19 protein-coding genes are annotated in these 21,671 nt (G+C 46.5%); 11 read left to right on the top strand and 8 right to left on the bottom strand.

What is annotated here, in order from left to right:
- Positions 1-71: 71 nt before the first annotated feature.
- Positions 72-2,531: a TonB-dependent receptor domain-containing protein gene (locus ACT6NU_RS01420; protein WP_445382680.1), complete on the top strand. Its 2,460-nt coding sequence runs from the start codon at positions 72-74 to the stop codon at positions 2,529-2,531.
- Between the two features lie 90 nt (positions 2,532-2,621).
- Here ACT6NU_RS01420 and ACT6NU_RS01425 read toward each other — a convergent pair whose 3' ends face one another.
- A complete protein-coding gene (locus tag ACT6NU_RS01425) occupies positions 2,622-3,170 on the bottom strand; it encodes a pyridoxamine 5'-phosphate oxidase family protein (protein ID WP_445382681.1) in 549 nt (182 codons plus the stop codon).
- Positions 3,171-3,194: 24 nt separating this feature from the next.
- Entirely contained in the window at positions 3,195-4,202 is a 1,008-nt protein-coding gene (locus ACT6NU_RS01430; protein WP_445382682.1) for a 3-oxoacyl-ACP synthase III family protein, read from the bottom strand.
- A 214-nt stretch (positions 4,203-4,416) separates the two neighbouring features.
- Here ACT6NU_RS01430 and ACT6NU_RS01435 point away from each other — a divergent pair, with 214 nt between their 5' ends.
- Positions 4,417-6,855 (top strand): alpha/beta hydrolase family protein, encoded by a 2,439-nt coding sequence (locus ACT6NU_RS01435; protein ID WP_445382683.1) that lies wholly within the window; start codon positions 4,417-4,419, stop codon positions 6,853-6,855.
- 2 nt (positions 6,856-6,857) lie between these two features.
- Here the strand turns inward: ACT6NU_RS01435 and ACT6NU_RS01440 are convergent, their stop codons facing one another.
- Entirely contained in the window at positions 6,858-8,168 is a 1,311-nt protein-coding gene (locus tag ACT6NU_RS01440; protein ID WP_445382684.1) for an ABC1 kinase family protein, read from the bottom strand.
- 18 nt (positions 8,169-8,186) lie between these two features.
- Positions 8,187-8,852, bottom strand: coding sequence for a TetR family transcriptional regulator C-terminal domain-containing protein (locus ACT6NU_RS01445; protein WP_445382685.1), 666 nt, complete (start codon positions 8,850-8,852; stop codon positions 8,187-8,189).
- 350 nt (positions 8,853-9,202) lie between these two features.
- Here ACT6NU_RS01445 and htpG point away from each other — a divergent pair, with 350 nt between their 5' ends.
- Both htpG and ACT6NU_RS01455 read left to right on the top strand, forming a co-directional pair.
- Positions 9,203-11,095, top strand: coding sequence for a molecular chaperone HtpG (htpG, locus tag ACT6NU_RS01450; protein WP_445382686.1), 1,893 nt, complete (start codon positions 9,203-9,205; stop codon positions 11,093-11,095).
- 93 nt (positions 11,096-11,188) lie between these two features.
- Positions 11,189-11,542: a DoxX family protein gene (locus ACT6NU_RS01455; RefSeq protein ID WP_445382687.1), complete on the top strand. Its 354-nt coding sequence runs from the start codon at positions 11,189-11,191 to the stop codon at positions 11,540-11,542.
- 10 nt (positions 11,543-11,552) lie between these two features.
- On the opposite strand, the gene ACT6NU_RS01460 is transcribed toward ACT6NU_RS01455, so the two are convergent.
- Positions 11,553-11,960, bottom strand: a complete 408-nt coding sequence (locus ACT6NU_RS01460; protein WP_445382688.1) for a hypothetical protein — start codon at positions 11,958-11,960, stop codon at positions 11,553-11,555.
- Positions 11,950-12,537 (bottom strand): RNA polymerase sigma factor, encoded by a 588-nt coding sequence (locus ACT6NU_RS01465; RefSeq protein ID WP_445382689.1) that lies wholly within the window; start codon positions 12,535-12,537, stop codon positions 11,950-11,952. The genes ACT6NU_RS01460 and ACT6NU_RS01465 overlap by 11 nt, the downstream gene beginning before the upstream one ends.
- A gap of 122 nt (positions 12,538-12,659) precedes the next feature.
- Here ACT6NU_RS01465 and ACT6NU_RS01470 point away from each other — a divergent pair, with 122 nt between their 5' ends.
- Complete coding sequence (locus tag ACT6NU_RS01470) at positions 12,660-13,013, top strand: DUF6249 domain-containing protein (protein ID WP_445382690.1); 354 nt, start codon at positions 12,660-12,662, stop codon at positions 13,011-13,013.
- Positions 13,014-13,075: 62 nt separating this feature from the next.
- A complete protein-coding gene (locus ACT6NU_RS01475) occupies positions 13,076-13,726 on the top strand; it encodes an MOSC domain-containing protein (protein ID WP_445382691.1) in 651 nt (216 codons plus the stop codon).
- A gap of 30 nt (positions 13,727-13,756) precedes the next feature.
- Here the strand turns inward: ACT6NU_RS01475 and ACT6NU_RS01480 are convergent, their stop codons facing one another.
- Positions 13,757-14,116 (bottom strand): hypothetical protein, encoded by a 360-nt coding sequence (locus tag ACT6NU_RS01480; protein WP_445382692.1) that lies wholly within the window; start codon positions 14,114-14,116, stop codon positions 13,757-13,759.
- Positions 14,117-14,321: 205 nt separating this feature from the next.
- Here ACT6NU_RS01480 and ACT6NU_RS01485 point away from each other — a divergent pair, with 205 nt between their 5' ends.
- The 3 genes from ACT6NU_RS01485 to ACT6NU_RS01495 are packed head-to-tail and all read left to right on the top strand — an operon-like array spanning position 14,322 to position 16,135.
- A complete protein-coding gene (locus ACT6NU_RS01485; RefSeq protein WP_445382693.1) occupies positions 14,322-15,194 on the top strand; it encodes an AraC family transcriptional regulator in 873 nt (290 codons plus the stop codon).
- Positions 15,194-15,790, top strand: coding sequence for an alpha-ketoglutarate-dependent dioxygenase AlkB family protein (locus ACT6NU_RS01490; protein WP_445382694.1), 597 nt, complete (start codon positions 15,194-15,196; stop codon positions 15,788-15,790). The genes ACT6NU_RS01485 and ACT6NU_RS01490 overlap by 1 nt, the downstream gene beginning before the upstream one ends.
- Positions 15,791-15,850: 60 nt before the next feature.
- Positions 15,851-16,135: a TIGR03643 family protein gene (locus tag ACT6NU_RS01495; RefSeq protein WP_445382695.1), complete on the top strand. Its 285-nt coding sequence runs from the start codon at positions 15,851-15,853 to the stop codon at positions 16,133-16,135.
- 10 nt (positions 16,136-16,145) lie between these two features.
- Here the strand turns inward: ACT6NU_RS01495 and ACT6NU_RS01500 are convergent, their stop codons facing one another.
- Complete coding sequence (locus ACT6NU_RS01500; protein ID WP_445382696.1) at positions 16,146-16,919, bottom strand: S1/P1 nuclease; 774 nt, start codon at positions 16,917-16,919, stop codon at positions 16,146-16,148.
- Positions 16,920-17,011: 92 nt separating this feature from the next.
- Between ACT6NU_RS01500 and ACT6NU_RS01505 the strand changes: the two genes are divergently transcribed.
- Both ACT6NU_RS01505 and ACT6NU_RS01510 read left to right on the top strand, forming a co-directional pair.
- Entirely contained in the window at positions 17,012-19,276 is a 2,265-nt protein-coding gene (locus ACT6NU_RS01505) for a transglycosylase domain-containing protein (RefSeq protein WP_445382697.1), read from the top strand.
- A 161-nt stretch (positions 19,277-19,437) separates the two neighbouring features.
- Positions 19,438-21,633 (top strand): DUF5916 domain-containing protein, encoded by a 2,196-nt coding sequence (locus tag ACT6NU_RS01510; RefSeq protein WP_445382698.1) that lies wholly within the window; start codon positions 19,438-19,440, stop codon positions 21,631-21,633.
- Positions 21,634-21,671: the final 38 nt, after the last annotated feature.

The raw sequence follows: 21,671 nt of genomic DNA on the forward strand, positions 1-21,671 counted from the left end.
AAACCGTAACAATTTACAGGGGCAGTCGTCAAGTAAGTATCATCAATCAATCAATCAATAAACGAACAGTTATGTATAAACGCATGATGGTGCTGGCCTGTTTCCTTTCGGGCCTCTTAAGCACCGCAGCTACTACCTTTGCAGACCCTGAACCCGATTTAAAAATCGGAAGCGTCAGTGGTACCGTAATTGATCAAACCCTGCAGCAACCGGTTCCCTATGCTGCGATCGTAATTAAGCGGATCTCAGATAACAGTACCGTCACCGGAGGGATTACTCTGGAATCAGGGGCTTTTACAATCGAAAAACTGGAAGAAGGCGACTATTTGCTCGAAGTGCAGTTTATCGGATACAAGACCTTTAGCCGCAAATTCACCATAACCAAAAAGGATCGGAAAATATCCCTGGGAACCATCACTTTGGAGGAGGAAACCACTGAACTCAATGAGGTGGAGCTCGTAGCAGAACGCACAACTATTGAACAGAAAATTGACCGGAAGGTAATCAATGTGGGAAAAGACCTGACCACTACCGGGGCCACCGCATCCGATATCATGAACAATATCCCTTCCCTGAATGTAGACCAGCAAACCGGTGACCTGAGCCTAAGGGGAAATTCCAATGTAAGGGTAATGGTGGATGGGAAATTATCCAATATCCCGGTAGCCCAATTGCTCAAGCAAATCCCCTCAAATGCCATAAAATCCATAGAACTGATAACGAATCCTTCTGCCAAATACAACCCTGAAGGTATGAGTGGGATAGTCAATATCGTATTGCATAAAAATGCGAATATCGGATTTAACGGAAACATCAATATGGGTTTAACCAAAGGGATAGAGGCGAAATTCAACAATTCCCTGGACCTGAATTACCGCAACGGAAAATTCAATTTTTATGGGAACGGGAGTACCAACATTGGCAAGTACGTCAATGATGGCCGGATAAACCGGACAGAAGAAGATTCCCGTCAAATTTTTGACATCCTTAGCAACAACAAATCCTATCTGTATAAGCTTGGGGTCGATTTCTACCTGAACGAAAAAAATACCCTGTCCTTTTTCACTAATCAGAACTACTTTAACGGGGGAACTGATGCCAATACGGATGTGATCTACAATGCCAATACAACACTGAACACCTCTCAGTTATTTCTGAACCAGCAGGACAACCACAGTGAACAGTACAATTTTGATTATAAGCTTGAATTCGCAAAAGAAGGTCATAACCTGGAACTGGAGGTGGATTACAACCGCTATAACAGCGATGAAATAGCCGATTTTGAAATTACCGGGAACTCCCCCTTCCCCGACTATACAGATTTTGTAGATACGGAAAGGGACCAGACCATCGCCAACCTGGATTATGTAAACCCCCTGGATTCCATTTCCAAACTGGAGCTGGGAATAGAGGCGCGAATTTTTGAAACAAATGTGGGTTACAATTCCACTGGTTTTTCCTTTAATTCCCAGGGGCAAGTCGTTCCCACCCCAAACACAGACTTTATATATGGGATGGATATTTATTCAGCCTATGCTACCTATGGGCGGAATTACGAGAAATGGTCCTACCAGCTGGGTTTCAGGCTGGAGGACGTGGAAGTTAAGGCAGACACCAACCAGGTGCGCGCCTTTACAGACAGTTACACACAGGTGTATCCTTCTGCCTTTCTGACCTATTCCCCTTCAGAAAAAAACCAGTACCAGTTCAGTATGAGCCGGAGAGTAGACCGGCCGGGTTTAGGCCAGGTAAATCCCGTCAGGGAATGGGCCTCCGCCCTTATTTCTTCCTTTGGGAATCCGAATCTGGTACCGCAGTTTACAACCTCCTATGAGGCAAATTATACCCGAAGGCTAAAAGCCGGGAGCCTGACAGCCGGGATCTTTTACCGAACCATCAAAGACCAGATCAACCGCGCCGTGTTTGTAGACCGTCTGGATTTAAACCGGATCATCCTCACCTATGACAATTTCGATGACAACGATGCCTACGGGATTGAACTATCGACCAACCTCAAACCGGCAAAATGGTGGAATATCAACGGTAGTTTTGACCTGTATACACAAACACAACGGGGTATTACGGAACGCCTGCTCACGGATAATTTAACCGCCACTGAAGATGATATTGTTCAGGAAACCGTGGAAGTAGACAACACCGCCTGGAACCTCAGGATGAATAACAGTTTTACGGCAACCAAAAGCCTTACCTTCCAGTTATTCGGATTTTACAGGGGGCAAAACCGTACCATACAGTTTACCATGAAGCCCATGTATTTTGTAAACGTGGGGGCCCGATACAGCTTCGCCCAGGGGAAAGGTACCCTGAGCCTGAACTTTAATGACGTCTTTAATACCATGCGCTTTGCCTTTGACGGGGATCAGCCCTTTGTGCAGAATGGTGAATTTAACTGGGAGAGTCAGAACCTCTTTGTTGGAATGTCATACCGCTTTGGAAGCGGTAAAAACCGGGCTGGCAAACGCAAAAGAAGGGATAGTAACACCAAGGAAGGCAGTGGTGGACTTTTCTAGGTGAATTTAAAGCGCGCCCGCGGAGGATTGGTTGGTTAGCTTTCCGGGTGCTGCTTTGAAGGGACCCCGGGCCGTTTGGTCCGGGGTTCATTATTTTTCCTGGGGAAGTCCCGTATCCAGGCCATCCAGACTCTGGCTGTTTTTATTTTTCCGGTATTCCCTTAGGCCTTCCGCCCCCAGATTTTCAGCCCAGGGTTCCAGCATGTCGCGCTCACCCCTGTATTCCAGATAGGGCACTCCCATTCCACAGGATGTTTGGACCATCTCTACACCTACATCGATAAGCTGCCGGCTACCGGCAAAGTCTTTAAAATGCCCATAGAGTTCTTCCCATTCGGGATCGCTCCTGTACAGCGTTCGCGCCGTCCCATAGAGCCTTAAAATCAGGGGAGGCCCTTCAAAGGCACAAAACATTAAAGTGATTCTGGGATGTTTCTGTAAATGGGCAGCCGTTTCATTTCCACTACCGGTAAGGTTAAGCCAGACCACCCGCTTATTTCCCAATACCTTAAGGGTGTCCATCCCCTTGGGTGAAAGGTTTATTTTCCCATCCGCCATGGCCGTAGCAACAAAAAATAAAGGTTGGGCCTCAATGAATTCAGTAAGCTTGGTATTGAGTCCGGGCAACTGTTTTCCCATAGTTGTGCTATTAGGGCCCTTTGTTTACCAGCGGATAATTACACTTCCCCAGGTAAAACCGCTGCCAAAAGCAGCCAGTACAACCAGGTCCCCTTCCTTGATATTGCCGGATTCCCAGGCTTCGGTAAGGGCAATGGGGATACTGGCGGCAGTAGTATTCCCGTATTTCATGATATTGTTAAACACCTGATCATCGGAGAGCCCGAATTTCTTCTGGATAAACTGGGAAATACGGAGGTTGGCCTGGTGAGGGATTAACATATCAATGTCAGAGGTCTGCAAATTATTTTGTTTTAAGCCTTCCATGATGACCTCGCTAAAACGCACTACGGCGTTTTTAAATACGAACTGCCCGTTCATATAGGGATAATAGGACTCATCTTCAGGATCGTTGTCCTGCAGGATGTCGGTAACCCATCTTTTACCCATTCCCGGGGCAATCAGGGATAACTCTTCGGCATGCTGCCCTTCCGAATGCAGGTGTGTGGACAGGATGCCTTTGTTGGGGTCCTCTTCACGGCTCAAGACAGCTGCACCGGCCCCGTCGCCGAAAATAACCGATACCCCCCTGCCGCGTGTAGTCATATCCAGCCCATGCGAATGCAATTCTGAACCGATAACCAGAACGTTTTTATACATCCCGGTTTTGATATACTGGTCTGCCAGGGATATTCCGTAGACGAAACCGGAACACTGGTTCCGGATATCCACCGCTCCCACTGTTGGGAGCCCCAGGTCTCTCTGAACCAGAACACCGGGTCCCGGAAAGTAATAATCCGGACTGAGGGTCGCAAAAACAATAAAGTCTATCTCATCTTTGTCTATACCCGCCCGTTCAATGGCAATGCGGGCTGCCTTTACCCCCATGGAGGTTGTGGTATCATCGCCTTTTATAACATGCCGTCTTTCCTTTATACCCGTGCGTTCCTGAATCCAGGCGTCATTGGTATCCATCCGTTGGGACAGGTCATCATTGGTCACTACGTTATCGGGCACAAAAAAGCCTAGCCCTGAAATCTTGGAGTTGTACATATTGAGTAGCGTTTGGTTTGAAAGCCCGCTAAAAAGCAAACTGCTGTTTTCTGGGGCCAAGAATAAAAATACCCATAATTGACAAACATACCTAAAAAACAAGGTTCAAAATTACCTCTTGCCCGGCCGGCACCCTGAAGCTTAATTCATGAAAAAACAGTATCTTCAGGCTGATCATTTCGAATTGAAATTCTTATTAAATATGTCTATTAAAATGAGCCTACGCTGCCTGTTTATTGCCTTTTTTATCAGTATTTATTCCCATGCCCAACCTGCAACGGAATATCAGAGCCCACCGGAAGAAATACTCAAGCTGGTCAATGCACCACTTGCCCCATCTGTATGGATGACCGATTCAGGGGAACACATGCTTTTATTATACCGATCTGCGTATAAAACGATAGCAGAGCTCTCGGAGCCGGAATTGCGCCTGGCCGGCTTGCGTATCAATCCGGAAACCAATATCGGCAGCCGGACCACCTATTATAATGATATCAGGATCAAACGCCCAGGGGAAAAAGATTCACGCCCAATTAGCGGTTTGCCACAACAACCCAGGCTGGCCAATTTCAGTATGTCTCCGGACCAGAGCAAACTGGCGCTCACCCATACCAGCCCTGAAGGCGTAGAGCTTTGGGTGGTAGATCTGCCCAGTGCTGCTGCCAGGAAATTATCCGGCCCTGGCCTGAACGCCAACCTCAGGGATGTGATCAACTGGTTCAAAGACGGGAAATCAGTACTGGTAAAGATGCTGCCTTCAGACCGCAAACCGCTTATTAATAGGGACGACCAGATACCTGCCGGACCGACTATCTCCACCAATGACGGTAAAAAGGCCCAGAACCGCACCTATCAGGACCTGCTAAAAAACCCCGATGACAGCTATAATTTCGAGCAACTGGCCCGCTCAGAACTGGTGCAGGTCTTTACCAATGGGGAAAGCAAAGCCTGGAAAGAAGCCGATATGTACAGGAATATTAGTTTTTCACCGGATGGAAAGTACCTGATGGTAGTTACCGTAGAAAAACCTTTTTCATATCTGGTTCCCTATTACCGGTTTCCGTCCAAAACAACGATTTATGATTCCCGCGGGCAATTGGTAAAAACAATCCTTGAGGTACCGCTTATTGAAGATCTTCCAAAAGGATTTATGGCAGAGCGAACCGGGATGCGGGATCTGAGCTGGCGCAATGACAAGGCTGCCACCCTTACCTACGTTGAAGCCCTGGACGGGGGCGACCCGGCTAATGAAGTGGCTTTTCGGGACCAGGTATACGAGCTGGAGGCTCCATTTGACGGGCCTGGAACCCCACTGATCAAAACTCAAAACCGATTTATGCGCATTATTTGGGGTGATGATCAAAAGGCCATCGCCATGGACCGCTGGTGGAATAACCGCAATACGAAAACGTATTTGTTTAACCCCTCGGACTCCGGTAAAGAGCCTGTAATTATATCGGACAGGAACTATCAGGACCGTTACAGCGACCCGGGGTATTTTGTGACCGAAAGGAATGAGTATAATATGCCCGTTCTGGCCCTGGATAAAAAAGGGAACGCCTTTCTTCTGGGGGATGGTTATACCGAATCTGGTCAATTTCCCTTTGTAGACCGCATGGACCTGAGCAAGCTCGAAAAAACCCGCTTATACGTTTCCCGGCTAGAAAACAAGATGGAAAATCTGATCGATTACAAACCTGAAAAAGACCAGCTGCTGGTTCAGATAGAATCAGCCTCTGAGTACCCCAATTACTATTACAAAAGCCTTGTCAGGCGAAAAGGCCCGCAACAACTTACTTTCTTTGAAAACCCCTTTAAGAGTATACAGGAAGTTCACAAGGAGGTAATTACCTATATGCGGGAAGACGGCCTGGAACTGAGCGCTACCCTGTACCTGCCCGTAGGCTACGACATGGAAGCCAGGGAAAAGAAGCCCATGATCCTCTGGGCGTATCCCCGGGAGTACAAGGATAAAAACAGTGCCTCCCAGAACACCCAGAACCCAAATGAGTTTACCTATCCGTACTGGGGCTCACCTGTTTATTGGGTCAGCCGCGGCTATGTGGTGCTGGATGACGCTGCTTTTCCAATTATCGGGGAAGGGGACGAACAGCCCAATGACAGTTTCCGAAAGCAATTGGTAGCCAATGCAAAAGCAGCAATAGATGCCGTGGACGCCCTGGGATATATAGACCGGGAGAAGGTTGCGGTAGGCGGGCACAGCTATGGGGCCTTTATGGTCGCCAACCTTTTGTCCCATTCCGATTTGTTTGCCGCCGGTATCGCCAGGAGTGGTGCCTATAACCGTACCTTAACCCCATTTGGCTTCCAAAGTGAGGAACGCAATTACTGGGAAGCTCCCGAGGTTTATTACACAATGTCTCCCTTTATGCATGCCGATAAGATGCAGACTCCACTGCTTTTGATCCATGGGGAAGCCGATAATAATTCGGGCACCTATCCGATGCAGAGTGAGCGCTACTTTAACGCCCTTAAAGGTCTCGGGGCTACAGTACGCCTGGTTATGCTGCCCAAAGAGAGCCATGGCTACCGGGCAAAGGAAAGTATTTTACATATGCTATGGGAGCAGGACCGCTGGCTGGAAACCTATCTGAAAAGTCCGGAACCAGAGGCTCCAAGTGGCAAAAAATAGGTTTAATCCAGGTATTTCCGGAACTGATTTACGTTTACGGTTGCCTTCAGGTCATACAGCAAATTGTAGAGGCCGAAAAAAGTCCTGTTGATATACAGGAAGTGACGCGAGCCACGATTGGCGTTCATCTTGCGGATTTGGTCGTCCTTGGAGAAGCGCTCGCTGAGCGAGGCGATCTGACCCCAGAATTCCGCATTTGAGAAATCAAAGGTATCGGAGTTGAAGGGACGTGTAAACAGCTCCAGCATTTCGTGGAACAGCGCCTTAAAAAAGACTATTTCCTCAGGGCTGTCGGTTGGTGTCAGGATTTCCAGTTCCTCTAGCTTCCTGGTAAAAAAGGCATCGTTATTGAAATTGGAACTGTTGGCCAGTTCAAAATACGGAGTATAGAAAGACTCCGGGATTTCCTTGATACAACCAAAATCTATGGCAATGAGCGCCCCATCCTCCCCTACCAGGAAATTTCCGGGATGCGGGTCTGCATGTACCTTTCTAAGACCGTGGATCTGGAACATATAAAAGTCCCAGAGTGCCTGCCCCAGGCGGTCTCCGGTGGCAGGGTCAAAATCGGTTTTTGTGAATTCCCCCAGATGCAATCCCTGCATCCAATCCATGGTAAGGATACGCTCAGAAGACCATTTGCGGTAATAATTGGGAAAACGCATTCCGGGCAGGTGCCCGCAGGCCCTGGTAATGGTCTCGCTTTGTTCTAATTCAAGAATGTAATCGGTTTCTTCAATCAGTTTTTCTTCAACCTCCCTGAAATACTTTTCCGTATCCTTGCCTTTGAGGTTAAACATTTTACTGGCCACCGGTTTAACCAGTGCAAGGTCACTGCTGATGCTTTCCGATACTCCCGGGTATTGAATTTTTACAGCCAGTTTCTTTCCGTTTTTTGTTGCCCGGTGTACTTGTCCGATACTGGCAGCATTAACGGACTCCGCCTCAAAAGAGTCAAAAAGATCTTCGGGAAATTTACCAAAGTATTTACGAAAGGTCTTCCGAACCAGCGGGCCGGAAAGCGGCGGGACTGAGAATTGTGCCAGGCTAAATCGCTCCACATAGGCCCTGGGCAGTAGATTTTTCTCCATACTGAGCATCTGCGCAACTTTCAGTGCACTGCCCTTGAGGCTTTTTAGACCGTCATAGACATCTCGGGCATTTTGTTCATTCAGGTCTTCTTTGTCAAGATCGGGCTGAATTAACTTCTTGCCGTAGTACTTAACATAATTACCACCAAGTTTTACACCTGTCTGCACCAGTTTTCCGGCGCGTTCAATTTTGGAGGTAGGTATGCGGTCTAATGATTTCATATGGGGCGAATGGATATATTAATTAAAGCTGAAGCGCTCCTGGAATAGGAATTTACCAAAATCCACCACCCGCTCCAGCGGCGTGTTGTCAAAAACGTCGAAAATAGTGTTGACTGATTTTTCGATGGCCACATCCGTTTTTTCAAAACCGGCGGAGTCATCCTTCATCCAGAAACGGATTAAAAACAGGAGCTGCAGCCAGGCGCCTTCTGAAAATATCTGCGTGTTATATTGCGTAAGTTTTGTAGACTTTTCACTGTTGGCATCTTCGAGCAGTTCCGTTGCGTATGATTTTATTCCAGCCCTCAGGTCTGAAAGTTGTCGCAATTGTTTCATGTTGCCCTCAGATCCTTCCAGGGCAAAAAGTACATAGGACCTGTTTAAATTCAATAATTCAAAGAAAGTGAAGAAGAAACCCAGCATTTTTTCGCGGTTGCCATAGGTTTCATATTGCTTATCGGCCTGCAGGGCATTCAGGCTCTGGTCAAAAAAAGATTTCCATATACCTTTTTTTACGCCTTCCAGTGACCCGAAAAGGTTGTAAAAATCTGCTTCCTTGATTTTTTGTTCTTTACAAAATTTGTAGATACTCCTGGGATACTGTTCGTGCTCCAGGGTATAAGTCATATAGGCAGTAAAAAGTGCTTTTCTGTCTGTTTTTGGGGTTGATTTTTTAGCACTCATAATATTTAGTTTTGTTTAAACAAAGATATTTATTATTAAACGTTTATAGTGTTAAAGAAGTATGAATTAATTGAAAATAAAAAGCGCGTTTTCGGGGGAAAACGCGCTTTCAAACAACCTAACCAATTAATAAACAAACTGATTACAAACTTCAAAATGCTTTTAGCAATATTGAACTCGAATCGATATACAAATATAATAACGTTTAATTAATAGGCAAATATATTAAACAAAAAATATTGTTAAATTTTTCGGCGCACGCTATTGGCCGTTCCTGCTATGTCAGTTTGTCACTCTCGGCAGTCTTGGTATTTTTTTTGAAGCAGAGCAAGCAAAAACAACGAATAGATATGGCAACAGGTAAAATCAATGTCTCTGTAGACAACATATTCCCGCTGATAAAAAAATTCCTTTACAGCGATCACGAAATCTTTTTGAGAGAGCTTATTTCAAATGCCACAGATGCTACCCTGAAGTTGAAACACCTCACTGCTATAGGGGAAGCAAAAGTGGAATACGGCAATCCGCAAATCGAAGTAAAAATTGACAAAAAAGCCAAGACCCTTCGCATTATTGACCAGGGAATTGGCATGAGCGAAGCCGAAGTTAAAAAATACATCAATGAAGTAGCCTTTTCCGGGGCGGAAGAATTTCTGGATAAATATAAGGATGCCGGAAAAGATGCCGGGATCATTGGTCATTTTGGTCTGGGTTTCTATTCCTCATTTATGGTGGCAGATAAAGTGGAAATCATTACCAAGAGTTACCTGGAAGACAGCCCTGCAGTTCACTGGAGTTGTGACGGCAGCCCGGAATTCACCATTAAAAAAGCCAAAAAGAAAGAGCGGGGAACCGAAATCATCCTGCATTTGGCCGAGGACTCCACAGAATTCCTGGAAGAAGGCCGTATTGAAGAATTGCTGCGCAAGTATAACAAATTCATGCCGGTGCCTATTAAATTCGGTACCCGCACCGAAACGCTGCCCAAACCGGAGGATGCCAAGGAGGAAGACCCTGCACCAACCAAAGAAGTAGCAAATATTATTAACAACCCCAATCCGGCATGGACCAAAAAACCCGCCGACCTGGAGGATGCAGATTATAAAAACTTTTACAGGGAGCTGTACCCCATGCAGTTTGAAGAGCCTCTCTTTCATATCCACCTCAATGTAGATTATCCCTTTAACCTCACCGGGATACTGTATTTCCCCAAGCTCACAAACGATCTGAACCTGCAGAAAGACCGCATTCAACTGTATCAAAATCAGGTGTTTGTTACAGATAATGTAGAAGGGATTGTACCCGAGTTCCTCACTATGCTAAGAGGCGTTATCGACTCTCCGGATATCCCGCTAAACGTTTCCCGTTCCTACCTGCAGGCAGACGGGGCCGTTAAAAAGATATCATCCTATATCACCCGAAAGGTAGCAGACAAGCTCAACAGCCTCTTTAAGGAAGACAGGGAAGGTTTTGAGAAAAAATGGAACGATATTAAAATTGTTATCGAATACGGAATGCTGTCCGAAGATAAATTCTTCGAAAAAGCCGAGAATTTTGCTCTTTACCCAACCGTAGATGGCGATTATTACACCTTCGAGGAAGTAACGGAAAAGCTTAAGGCACAGCAAACCGATAAGGACGATAAGCTCGTACTCCTGTACGCATCTGACAAGGAAGCACAGCACTCCTACATCGAGGCGGCAAAAGCCAAAGGTTATGAAGTACTCCTTATGGACAGCCCCATTGTAGCCCACCTGATGCAAAAGCTGGAGACATCCAAAGAGAAGATATCTTTTGCCAGGGTAGATGCTGACCATTTGGACAAACTCATTCAAAAAGAGGAAACCCAGATATCCAAACTTTCGGATGCCGAAAAAGACAGCCTGAAAGAGCAGCTCAATACAGTACTGGGAGAGGGCAGTTCCTATACCGTACAGCTAGAGGCCATGGACAGTGATGCTGCCCCCTTTATGATCACCGAACCGGAATTCATGCGTCGTATGAAGGAAATGCAACAAACCGGAGGGGGAGGTATGTTCGGAATGGGTAATATGCCGGAAATGTACAATCTGGTAGTCAATACAAACCACCCACTGGTTGGGGAAATCCTGGGTACCAAAACGGAGAAAAAGCGCAAACGTCTTATCAATCAGTCCCTGGACCTGGCCAGGCTTTCAAAAGGCCTGTTAAAGGGAGAGGAACTTACCGCCTTTATAAAGCGCAGTTATGAGATGGTTAAATAGTGCTTATTGTACAGATAACCAAAAGCCGCCGCAGAGGCGGCTTTTTTTATGCCTTCTCCCAAAATATGTATGAAATAGCAGTATCTTTTCCGCATGGATACTTCTTGGAGTCTTTACCTGATGTCCGGTTTGTATATAGTTGCCGGGGTAGCACATTTCCTGATGCCCAGGGTATACCTCCGCATCATGCCCCCCTATATTCCTTTCCCGAGGGCGGCTGTATACCTCAGCGGGATATTGGAAATCGTTTTGGGTGCTGCATTGCTGATACCCGGCTTTAAAACGATAGCCCTTTACGGAATTATGGCTTTGCTGTTGTTATTTCTTCCGGTACATGCCCATATGCTGCAAGACAAAAAGGCTGCAAGCGGCCTGCCCCAGTGGGTTTTGGTCCTGAGGATCCCGCTACAGGGCCTGCTGATTTATTGGGCCTATTGCTATCTTTAGAATGCCAGCCTCAGTGACTGTATCGCTTTTGTATGTATCCATTTATCCAGTACAGGTGTAAAAGGGCAAAAACACTGAATGCCATAAGTCCGTATGCCAGGTTTGCGGACACCTCAGGAAGGGATAAGCCAGTCAGCTCCGGCAGGGTCCAGCCCAAATCGAGTTGGCTGCCGAAAGCATTTTCAGGCAATATTATCAAATCCGTCACAGAAAGCATTATAGCTAAACAAAGCAGTACGCCCAGCAGATACCAAACCCAGGCAGCTACAAGTGGCCTGTACTGCACCGCGGTTTGTTGTTCTGTCAATACCTGCTTCATCACGGATTGGGTAAAGCCCGGCGGTGTCTCTTCCACAGATGCATGCTTTAATAGTTCTTCAATAAATGCGTCTGCCCCTTTTTCCAGATTATCTTTCATATTCCTGTAGCATTTTTCCATTGATTTTGTTAGCCAGGGCGGCTTTAAGCCGCTTTCTGGCCCGATGCAGGCGTACTTTGACGGTTGCCTCTTTCAGGCCGGTAATCTCACTGATTTCCCGTATGCTTTGCTCCTGTAGATAATACAGGCTGATCAGCGAATTATCTTCCAGCTGCAAAAGAGCGAGTGCCTGATCTAACAGGTTTTTCCGCTCTGCTTCCAGCAGATTCCTCCACGGACTATCCTCACTTGCCAATTGAAGGGATTCTGTTTGATGCAATTCATCAAAACGGACTTTCTTTTTTTGAGCCGATACAACATCCAGAATGCGGTAATAGGCTATTTTATAGAGCCATGTTGAAAATTTAGCGGTTCCCCTGAAACCAGAAAGTCCCTGAAAAGCCTTTACAAAAGCATCCTGGGCTGTTTCTTCCGCCAGTTCTCTGTCTCGTAACATTTTCAAAGCAAGGGTATAAACCATATGCTTATAGCGATCTACCAGAAAAGCATAGGCCTTCTGGTTTCCCTGAAGCACCTGCTCAATCAGTTCCTGATCAGTTGGTCTGCGTTGGTTCATCTGTTCTATAAGACGATGGTAATCTTATAAAGGTTACAAATTTTTCCGGTTAATTGTAACCTCCTGCCAGGAATTGGCGTCCGATAGGGTGTGAATCAATTAAAAACTTAAAAATAAATCATATGGGAGGAGAAATAATTGTTTTTATAGGGTTTTTCGGAGTCATCTTCGGGATTGCGTATCTGTACCTGTCTACCCGTAATAAGGAACGACTGGCACTAATAGAAAAAGGGGCCGAAGCCAGTATTTTTGTGCGGGGTAAAAAAGGACATACCCAGCCTTTCTGGAAAGTGCTTATACTCAACCTGGCCCTGCTGTTAATGGGGATAGGCGCAGGTGTAATGCTGGGAGGCATGCTCAGTGAAGTACTCGATCTGGACGAAGATTTCGTTATGCCCGGATCCATCTTCCTATTTGCAGGAACGGGCTTGCTTGTCGGCTTTTTCCTGACCCGGAAAATGGACAGGGAAGACTGACAGACCAGCTGATCCGAAAAACAAGCCGCCTGCTGAGGGCGGTTTTTTTTTATCTTTAATTCATGAAAATAGCAAGCACCAATATAGCGAGCCCTGTGCAACTCAGCTGGAAAGGCAGGCAGCACCTTAGCGGGATCTACAAAAAGGCCAAAGCCGAAGGCATTTTTCTGCGGCCCGAAGGTGTGGCTGGAGATACCATTGGTAACCCCAAAGTACATGGTGATCGCCAGAAAGCGGTTTACCTTTTTTCCACAGACACTTACGGGCACTGGAAAAAACAATACCCGCAGCTGGATTGGTCCTATGGGATGTTTGGTGAAAATTTAAGCGTCGAAGGCCTGGATGAAAAGGAACTGATGATGGGTTCAGAATACAGTATAGGGAAGGCGCGTATTCGCATTACCACGCCCAGGGAACCCTGCTTTAAGCTGGGGATCCGCTTCGGGGACCAGGAAATAATAGACCGCTTCGTAGCCTATGGCAGGCCCGGAAGCTATGCCGAAGTGCTAGAGGGCGGCACGGTACAGGCCGAAGACACCCTCAGGCTGGAGTCCCAACCGGAACACAGGGTTAGCATTGCTGATTTTTTTAGTCTCTGGTATGGAAAGGAAAAAGACCAGGATTTGCTGTTAAGAACCCTGAAACTGGAATGGCTCTCTGCATCAAAAAGAAAGAAATTGCTGGGATGGGTGCAAACAAAAAAGGAGGCCTGAGCCCCCTTTTCCTGAATTAAACAAACCAAACTACCTGAGGACCCTCAGGGATTCTTTAATTGTCTTGTTTCCGTAGGACACTACCAGGCTGTAGGTTCCCTCGTATGCCTTTTCAAAATTAAATGCCTTTTCCACGACCAGATCTTCACCCATCTTCTCTATATAAAGCAATCTGTTGGAACTGTCATATACCTTTACCATTACTTTCTTAGCCTCCAGATTCAGGTAATTCAAAAAAAGTTTGTTGCCTTCTTTGCGGATAAAAGGACTATTTGGTTCTGTACGTTCAACCGCAATTGAAAGGGCTTCTGTTTTAGCGGGAATGGCCATTGCCTGAGCAGACCCGGCAAGAAGTACTAATGCTGCTGTAATTGTTAATACGTTTTTCATGTGCTTTGTTTTTTTAATTAAACATATCCCAAATGTAGGACCACAGATGCGGCTACACTACCCCAGGATTATCAATTATGTATGCTATTTTACCAGCCAAAAGGGTTAATTTTATCTTAAATGTTAATATTGCATATATTATGGTTAATTTTGTAAACATCCATAAGGTCTTCTGCACCGTATCTTTATTAAAAAAATGGCTGTAATGTCAAAAAACAAAGCTGCATTTGAAGCGATTAAACCGGATTTTGGACGTTCCTTTACCTATCAGAAGTTTGATGCACGGAACACCAATAAAAATCAGGGATGGCATTATCATCCTGAGATTGAACTGGTATATGTAAATGGTGGAAATGGTAAAAGGCAGATTGGGAGTCATTTATCTTACTACCAGCAGGGGGACCTGATTTTAATCGGTTCTAACCTGCCGCATTGCGGTTTTACAGATGCCTGTACCGGGAACACGAGTGAATCTGTTGTACAGATGAAAACAGACTTTTTGGGATCCGATTTTTTCGAGATCCCGGAGATGAAGAATATTCAGCGCTTATTTGAAAAAGCCAAGGGGGGTATCGCTTTTAACGGAAATACAAAGAAGAAGATTGGGGAAAAAATTGAAATCCTTGAATACAAATCGGATTTTCAGAGGTTGCTCGCCATCTTAAATATCCTCAACGAACTGGCAGCTTCTAAGGAGTATCAGATTTTGAATGCAGACAGCCTTTCCATGGAAACACAGACCAAGGAGAACGATAGAATCAATACCATTTTCAACCATGTGAAAGAGCACTATCAGGAAGCCATCTCCCTGGATGAAATGGCCGAGCTGAGCCATATGACAGTCCCCTCCTTTTGCAGGTATTTCAAAAAGGTTACCAATAAGACCTTTGTTCAGTTTGTGAATGAATACCGTATGATCCATGCCTCCACCCTTCTTTCTGAAACCACCAAAAGCATCACGGATATTTGCTTTGAGAGCGGTTTCAACAATTTCTCGCATTTTAATAAATCCTTTAAGGCGTTTACGGGGATGAGCCCTTCGGATTACCGAAATGAACAGCAAACAGTGCTGCGCTGATGAAAGACGCCCGCAAGCCTGTACTTATAGATTTGCCCGATGCCGAACTGCTCTACCAGCCCGATTTTCTGGACCTGCAGGAGGCCCAATCCTTATTTTCACATTTGCGGAATGAGGTTCCCTGGCAACAGGATGACATTCGGGTATTCGGGAAGACCTATGCCCAGCCCAGACTCACTGCCCTCTTTGGCCTGGAGGGCAAACCCTACACCTATTCCGGAATCACCATGCATCCCCATCCCTTTCCCGAACGCCTGAGCGAGCTTAAAACTGCTGTTGAAAACCTGGCAGGCGTTGCTTTTACCAGCTGCTTATTAAACCTGTACCGGGATGGGAGTGACAGCAATGGCTGGCATGCAGATAATGAAAAAGAACTGGGGCAGAACCCTGTGATCGCCTCTGTATCCCTGGGCGAAACCCGTAAGTTTAAAATGAAACACCGCAGAGATAAAAATTTAAAACACGATCTGGAACTGGTTTCCGGGAGCCTGCTCATCATGAAGGGAAGCACCCAGCACCACTGGCTCCACCAGGTACCGAAAACAAAAAAACCCGTGGGGGAACGCATTAACCTGACCTTCCGTCGCATCTATTAAGCTTTAAGACCAGAAGGGGCTTTATTTTATTGTATAAATGCTCTTCAGTATCTTTGCAACATGAAAAAAATTGCCCTTAGTCCCCGAGAAACGGATCGTGTAATTGAAATGGCCTGGGAAGACCGGACTCCATTTGAGGCCATCGCCTACCAGTTTGGCCTGCAAGAATCCGATGTGATTGAGCTGATGCGCAGGGAACTCAAGCCAGGTAGTTTTAAAAGATGGCGAAAAAGGGTTCAGGGAAGGGCTACCAAGCACCGGCTGCTCAGAAATTCAAAAATAAACCGCTTTAAGTGCAGCAGGCAGCGCGCCATCAGCCAAAACAGTATTTCCAAAAGGCGTTAAAGGCCGGGAATCAGGAAAATATTTCGTTCAAGACAGCCGCCAGGCGCAGACCGCCCGTCAGCAATTGCTGCTCAACGGTATCCCACCAGTCATAACTGTATCTATAGGAGAGCCGCTCTCCAACCTCAACTGAAGCGTAAACCTTGTTGGTGATCTGATGGATTTCATCTACCCATTCCAGGACAGTACCCTGCTGTACCTGCCGGATCTTTTTCCGCGACCATCTCGGCAGGCTTGCTGCCAGTTCGGTATAGCTCATCCCATAAGAATCGATAAGGTTTGCGTCCCATACCCTGTGTAGGTTGGTGCCGTTATCAAACCATTGGAGCTGTATATCATTGCCCCCACGGTCTTCAGCCCTTCCAATATGCATGGGCTGATGCAGGTCTCCGACTAAATGGACCAGCATTTTTAAATGGAATACCTTCTCTTCCTTGCTGCTGTTTGTATCCATCAAAACCTTGCGGCAATTTTCAATGCCTTGTATGATATCGCCTTCCGGGTTGGGAGCGGAATCTCCATACCGTTCATCTGGACCAAAATTTACATAATGCCAGGGCCCGTAAGGCCTGTATTGGGAATCAGACTTTATGGCATCCGCATAATTAGCCACCTCTGCCAGGCCTTCTCCTCCCAACAACTCAGTGATGGCTTTCCGGGCCTTACGGGAGAGCTGTTGCTGGGCCACTTCGCCAACCACCCGATGACCCGTTTTGGACCAGAAAGGGGTATTTGCATGAATACAAAAAGGCAATATCAGTAAAAACAGTGCTATTTTTTTCATTGGTTCCGTATTGGCACCCAAAAGTATAAAAGAGGCTTTAATATATTGTTAATTTTGACGCCCAAATCCGATTAAAAGACAAACTTGCAACCGTGCAAAGAATTATCACATTATTCCGCCGGATTCGTCCGGTCTGGTTACGCTGGGCAATAGCAGGCCTCAGCTGTATTGGCCTGCTATCCGGGCTATTTGTTTTAAGTATCTACCTCGGCATGTGGGGGAAATTGCCTTCCTATGCAGAACTGCGCAATACAGAACAACCCAGGGCTTCAGAGGTATATACCTCAGACAGCGTTTTAATAGGAAAATATTATTTGTACGACCGGCAGGTGGTAAGCGGGGAGGAAATACCCGCTTTTGTTTTACAGGCTTTGGTGGCCATAGAGGACGAGCGATATTACAAGCATTCAGGAATAGATTACCCCAGCCTTTTCCGTGTTTTTTTTAAGACCATCTTACTGCAGGACGCCGGGTCCGGGGGTGGAAGCACGCTGAGTCAGCAACTCGCCAAAAACCTCTATCCCAGATCGGGCAAAGGGCGTATGGGAATTGTAGTGGACAAGCTTAAAGAGATGTTTACGGCCAGGCGCCTGGAACGCCTTTACGATAAAGACACCCTTTTGGTAAAGTACCTGAATACGGTATCGTTTGGGGATAACAGCTTCGGGATAGAAAGTGCCAGCAGGAAATTTTACAGCAAATCCGCTTCCGATTTACAAATTGAAGAGGCTGCCACCCTTATCGGCATGCTAAAAGCTACTTATTCTTACAACCCGCGGGTATTTCCGGAGCGTAGCCTAGAGCGCCGCAATTTGGTACTGCAATCCATGAAGCGAAACGGCTTCCTGGCGGAACGGGAAGCAGATAGCCTTAAGCAGCTTCCCCTGGAAATACAATACAATTCCCTGACCCATGACACGGGGCCGGCTGCCTATTTCAGAGAGGCAGTAAGAAAGCAGTCCCAAAAAATCCTGGAAGCACAAAAGGAGACAGACAAGGGGAACAACCTCTATACTTCCGGATTAAAGATTTACACTACTCTCGACTCCCGGATGCAGGATCTTGCCGAGGTACAGATGAGGCAGCATCTGAAATCCCTGCAGGCAGAAGTTGAACGCGCTTATGGCAGGAAGGCTCCCTGGCTGGCCGATAAAAAATTTATTAACAGGCTTTTGCGTAACTCCACCGCCTGGGGAAAACTCAAGGCTGCCGGCTTATCTGAAGGGCAGATACGTGACAGCCTTTTACAAGAGAAGCCCCTAAGGCTCAAGAGCTGGGAGGGTTATATTGAGAAAAAAGGCAGCACCCTGGACAGCCTTTTGCATTATGCGAAATTCCTCAATACCGGTGTCCTGGCAATGGAAGCTAAAAGCGGGGCCGTGAAGGTCTGGGTGGGCGGAATTGATTTCGAGAACTATAAATTCGATCATATCTCTCAGAGCAGGCGGCAGACGGGTTCTACCTTCAAACCTCTGGTATACCTTACAGCCCTTCAGCAGGGGGTAGACCCCTGTTCTTATTTTTCCGCCAGGGAAGTACGTTATGAAAACCTGGAAGACTGGACCCCTTCTAATTCCGGGGATTCTGACGAAACCTATCTGAATTACAGCATGCAATACGCCCTGAAAAACTCCGTGAATACTGTGGCTGTCAAGATTTTGGAGAAAACAGGTATCCCTCCGGTCATTGAATTGACTCGCAAACTGGGGATTACTGCTGATCTTCCGGAATTACCCTCCCTGGCCCTGGGGACCGGGGCAATAGGCATCCCGGAACTGGCAGCCGCCTACTCCAGCCTGTTGAATTCCGGCAAGCCCTCAAAACCCTTTATGATCCGGGAAATACACGATGTGGACGACCAGGTAATTTATCAGCATAAGCCAGAAGCTTCAGTTGAGTCTGCTTATTCAGAACAATCGCGGAAAATACTGCTGGAACTCCTGAAATCTGTGGTGGATTCCGGAACGGCCTCCAGGCTGCGAAGCCGCTATGGGATCAGAGGTGAACTGGCAGGCAAAACAGGTACTACCCAAAACAATAAAGACGCCTGGTTTGTAGCCCTTAGCCCCAAACTGGTTCATATAAGCTGGGTAGGCTTTGACCAGCACGAAATAGGATTTCCCAACACGGCCATCGGGCAGGGAGCCAACGCAGCCCTGCCACTGTTTGCCAACTGGTATAAAGCCCTTGGCAGCCATAAGGAGCTCGCTTCCTGGACAGGGGGTAGTTTTGGACCCGTTCCTGAGGAGATCTCAAAAATGCTGGATTGTCCGGGGATAAAACGCGACGGTTTCTTTAAAAGGCTCTTCAGCAACCCGGATAAGACCAAAAAAAGAAAGTTCCGCTCTAAATCCTGATCAGCTTCTCCCTGCACCTGACCTTCAGGCCCGCAGTCAGGAAAACACCTTAACTGCCTGCACAAGGCAAAAAGCACCTCCGCAATGGTTAAAGGTTTTTTAAAATATGTTAAAAATATAGGGTCAATCCCTACATTTGCCTGCGACTAATCCCAAGGCTGATGAGATTCCAGTATCTGGCAATCTTCCTTTTCTTTTTTGCGACCACATACGCTCAACAAGAGGATAAATCTTTTACGGTCAAATATATAAACCAGGAAATCAAACTCGACGGTATCCTGGATGAACCCATTTGGTCCGAGGCTGAAGCGGCCGGCGATTTCTGGGAGTACTTTCCAATAGACAGCATTCAGGCCCGGGAGCAATCGGAGATTAAGATGCTCTATGACGAAACCAACCTCTATATTGGGATCACGGTTTACACGGCTGGCAGTAATTATGCTATTGAGTCACTGAGGAGGGATTTCAGGGCAGGGAATTCCGATAATATCACACTGCTCTTTGATACTTTCAACGACGGCAATAACGCCTTTCTTTTTGGCACTAACCCGTATGGGGTAAGGAGGGAAGGCCTGGTTTCAGGGGGTGGCCTTGACCTGAGAGGCTTTACCATCTCCTGGGATGTAAAATGGAGGGGGGAGTCCAAAATGTATGAGAATTACTATACCTCTGAGCTTATTATCCCTTTGACATCCTTTAAATTCAGGGAGGGCGAGCGGAAATGGCGATTTAACAGTTATCGATTTGATACGCAGTCCAATGAGAGCAGCACCTGGATGCAAATTCCGCAAAACCAGAATATTTATGGGCTCACCTTTATGGGTGATATGATTTTCGAAAAACCCCTGGGAAAATCACGTACGCCATTCGCTGTTATCCCCTATATCACTACTGGCTGGTTCAATGACCGGGAAGCAAGTCTGCAGGAATCTTCCGTTAAGGTAGGCGGAGATGCCAAGATATCCATTGGGAACAGCATGAACCTGGATGTAACCTTAAACCCGGACTTTTCACAGGTTGAGGTAGACGATCAGGTAACCAATTTGTCGCGCTTTGAGGTATCCCTCCCGGAAAAGCGGCAATTTTTTATTGACAACAACGACCTCTTTGCCAGTTTCGGTGGTTCACGGGACGCAAATCCTTTTTTCTCACGTCGCATTGGGATTGCAGAAGACCCCGATGGAAATACCATCGAGAACCCCATAGTCGCCGGAGTGCGTTTAAGTGGAAAAGTCAATAACGACCTGCGGCTCGGTTTTTTCAACATACAGACCGAAAAAGATGCCCTTAATGAAATTCCTTCGGTTAATAATTCCATGCTGGCTTTACAGCACCTGGTTTTCTCCCGTTCCAATATTGGACTGTTTTTTATCAATAAACAGACCTTGGGAGATGATGCTTTTATAGTCGATGAAGAGCGATACAACCGTGTTTTGGGAATAGACTATAACCTGATTTCGGCAGATAATACCTGGAGCGGAAAATATTACCTGCATAAATCCTTTCAGCCCGAATCCAGCGGGAAAGACCTGTCAACAGGAGTCAATACCCAGTACAATTCGCGAAACTGGAATATCTTTACGGACTGGGTCTATATTGGCGAAAACTACCGGTCTGACCTGGGCTTTATAAGACGTACTGATATAGTTAAGGGAGGCACAGGTATCCGAAGAACATTCTGGCCGGAAAACTCCATCTTCAACAACCACAGCTTTCGCATTTTTCCAACTTTTATATGGAGGCCCAGCCAGGACATGCAGAATACCGATTACAGTATCCGTGCCAGCTGGGAAGGCCGTTTTCAGGATCAGTCTCGCGTGCAGGCCCAGTGGGTTAACCGCTATACCTATCTCTTCAATTCTTTTGATCCCACCCGAACGGAAGGCGCAGTGGAATTACCGGCCGATTCGGATTACTACTATTCGAGTTATCAACTGGAATACAACTCAGACCGACGACGGATATTTGCCTACGGTCTGGAAGCTACTTTTGGGGATTTCTATAACGGGAATCGTTTTTCCCTGGAGGGAAGCCTCAATCTGCGGATCCAGCCCAAGGCACTGGTTTCAGTACAGTTCAATTACGATAAAATAAGCCTGCCCGACCCCTACTCCAGCGCTGATATCTGGTTGATCAGTCCGCGCTTTGACCTGACTTTTTCAAAATCCCTTTTCTGGGCCACATTGGTGCAATACAGCAACCAGCGGGACAACCTCGGGATTAATTCCCGCCTGCAATGGCGATTTGCCCCCTTGTCTGATTTGTTCCTTGTTTATACCGATAACTATTTCGTGGACCGCTTCAGCCCTAAATTCCGTTCGATCAACCTGAAACTAACCTACTGGCTGAATATCTGACAGGCCAGAGGATATTTTATATAATTCCTGTATCTTTT

It is taken from the genome of Robiginitalea rubriflava (genome assembly GCF_052540725.1).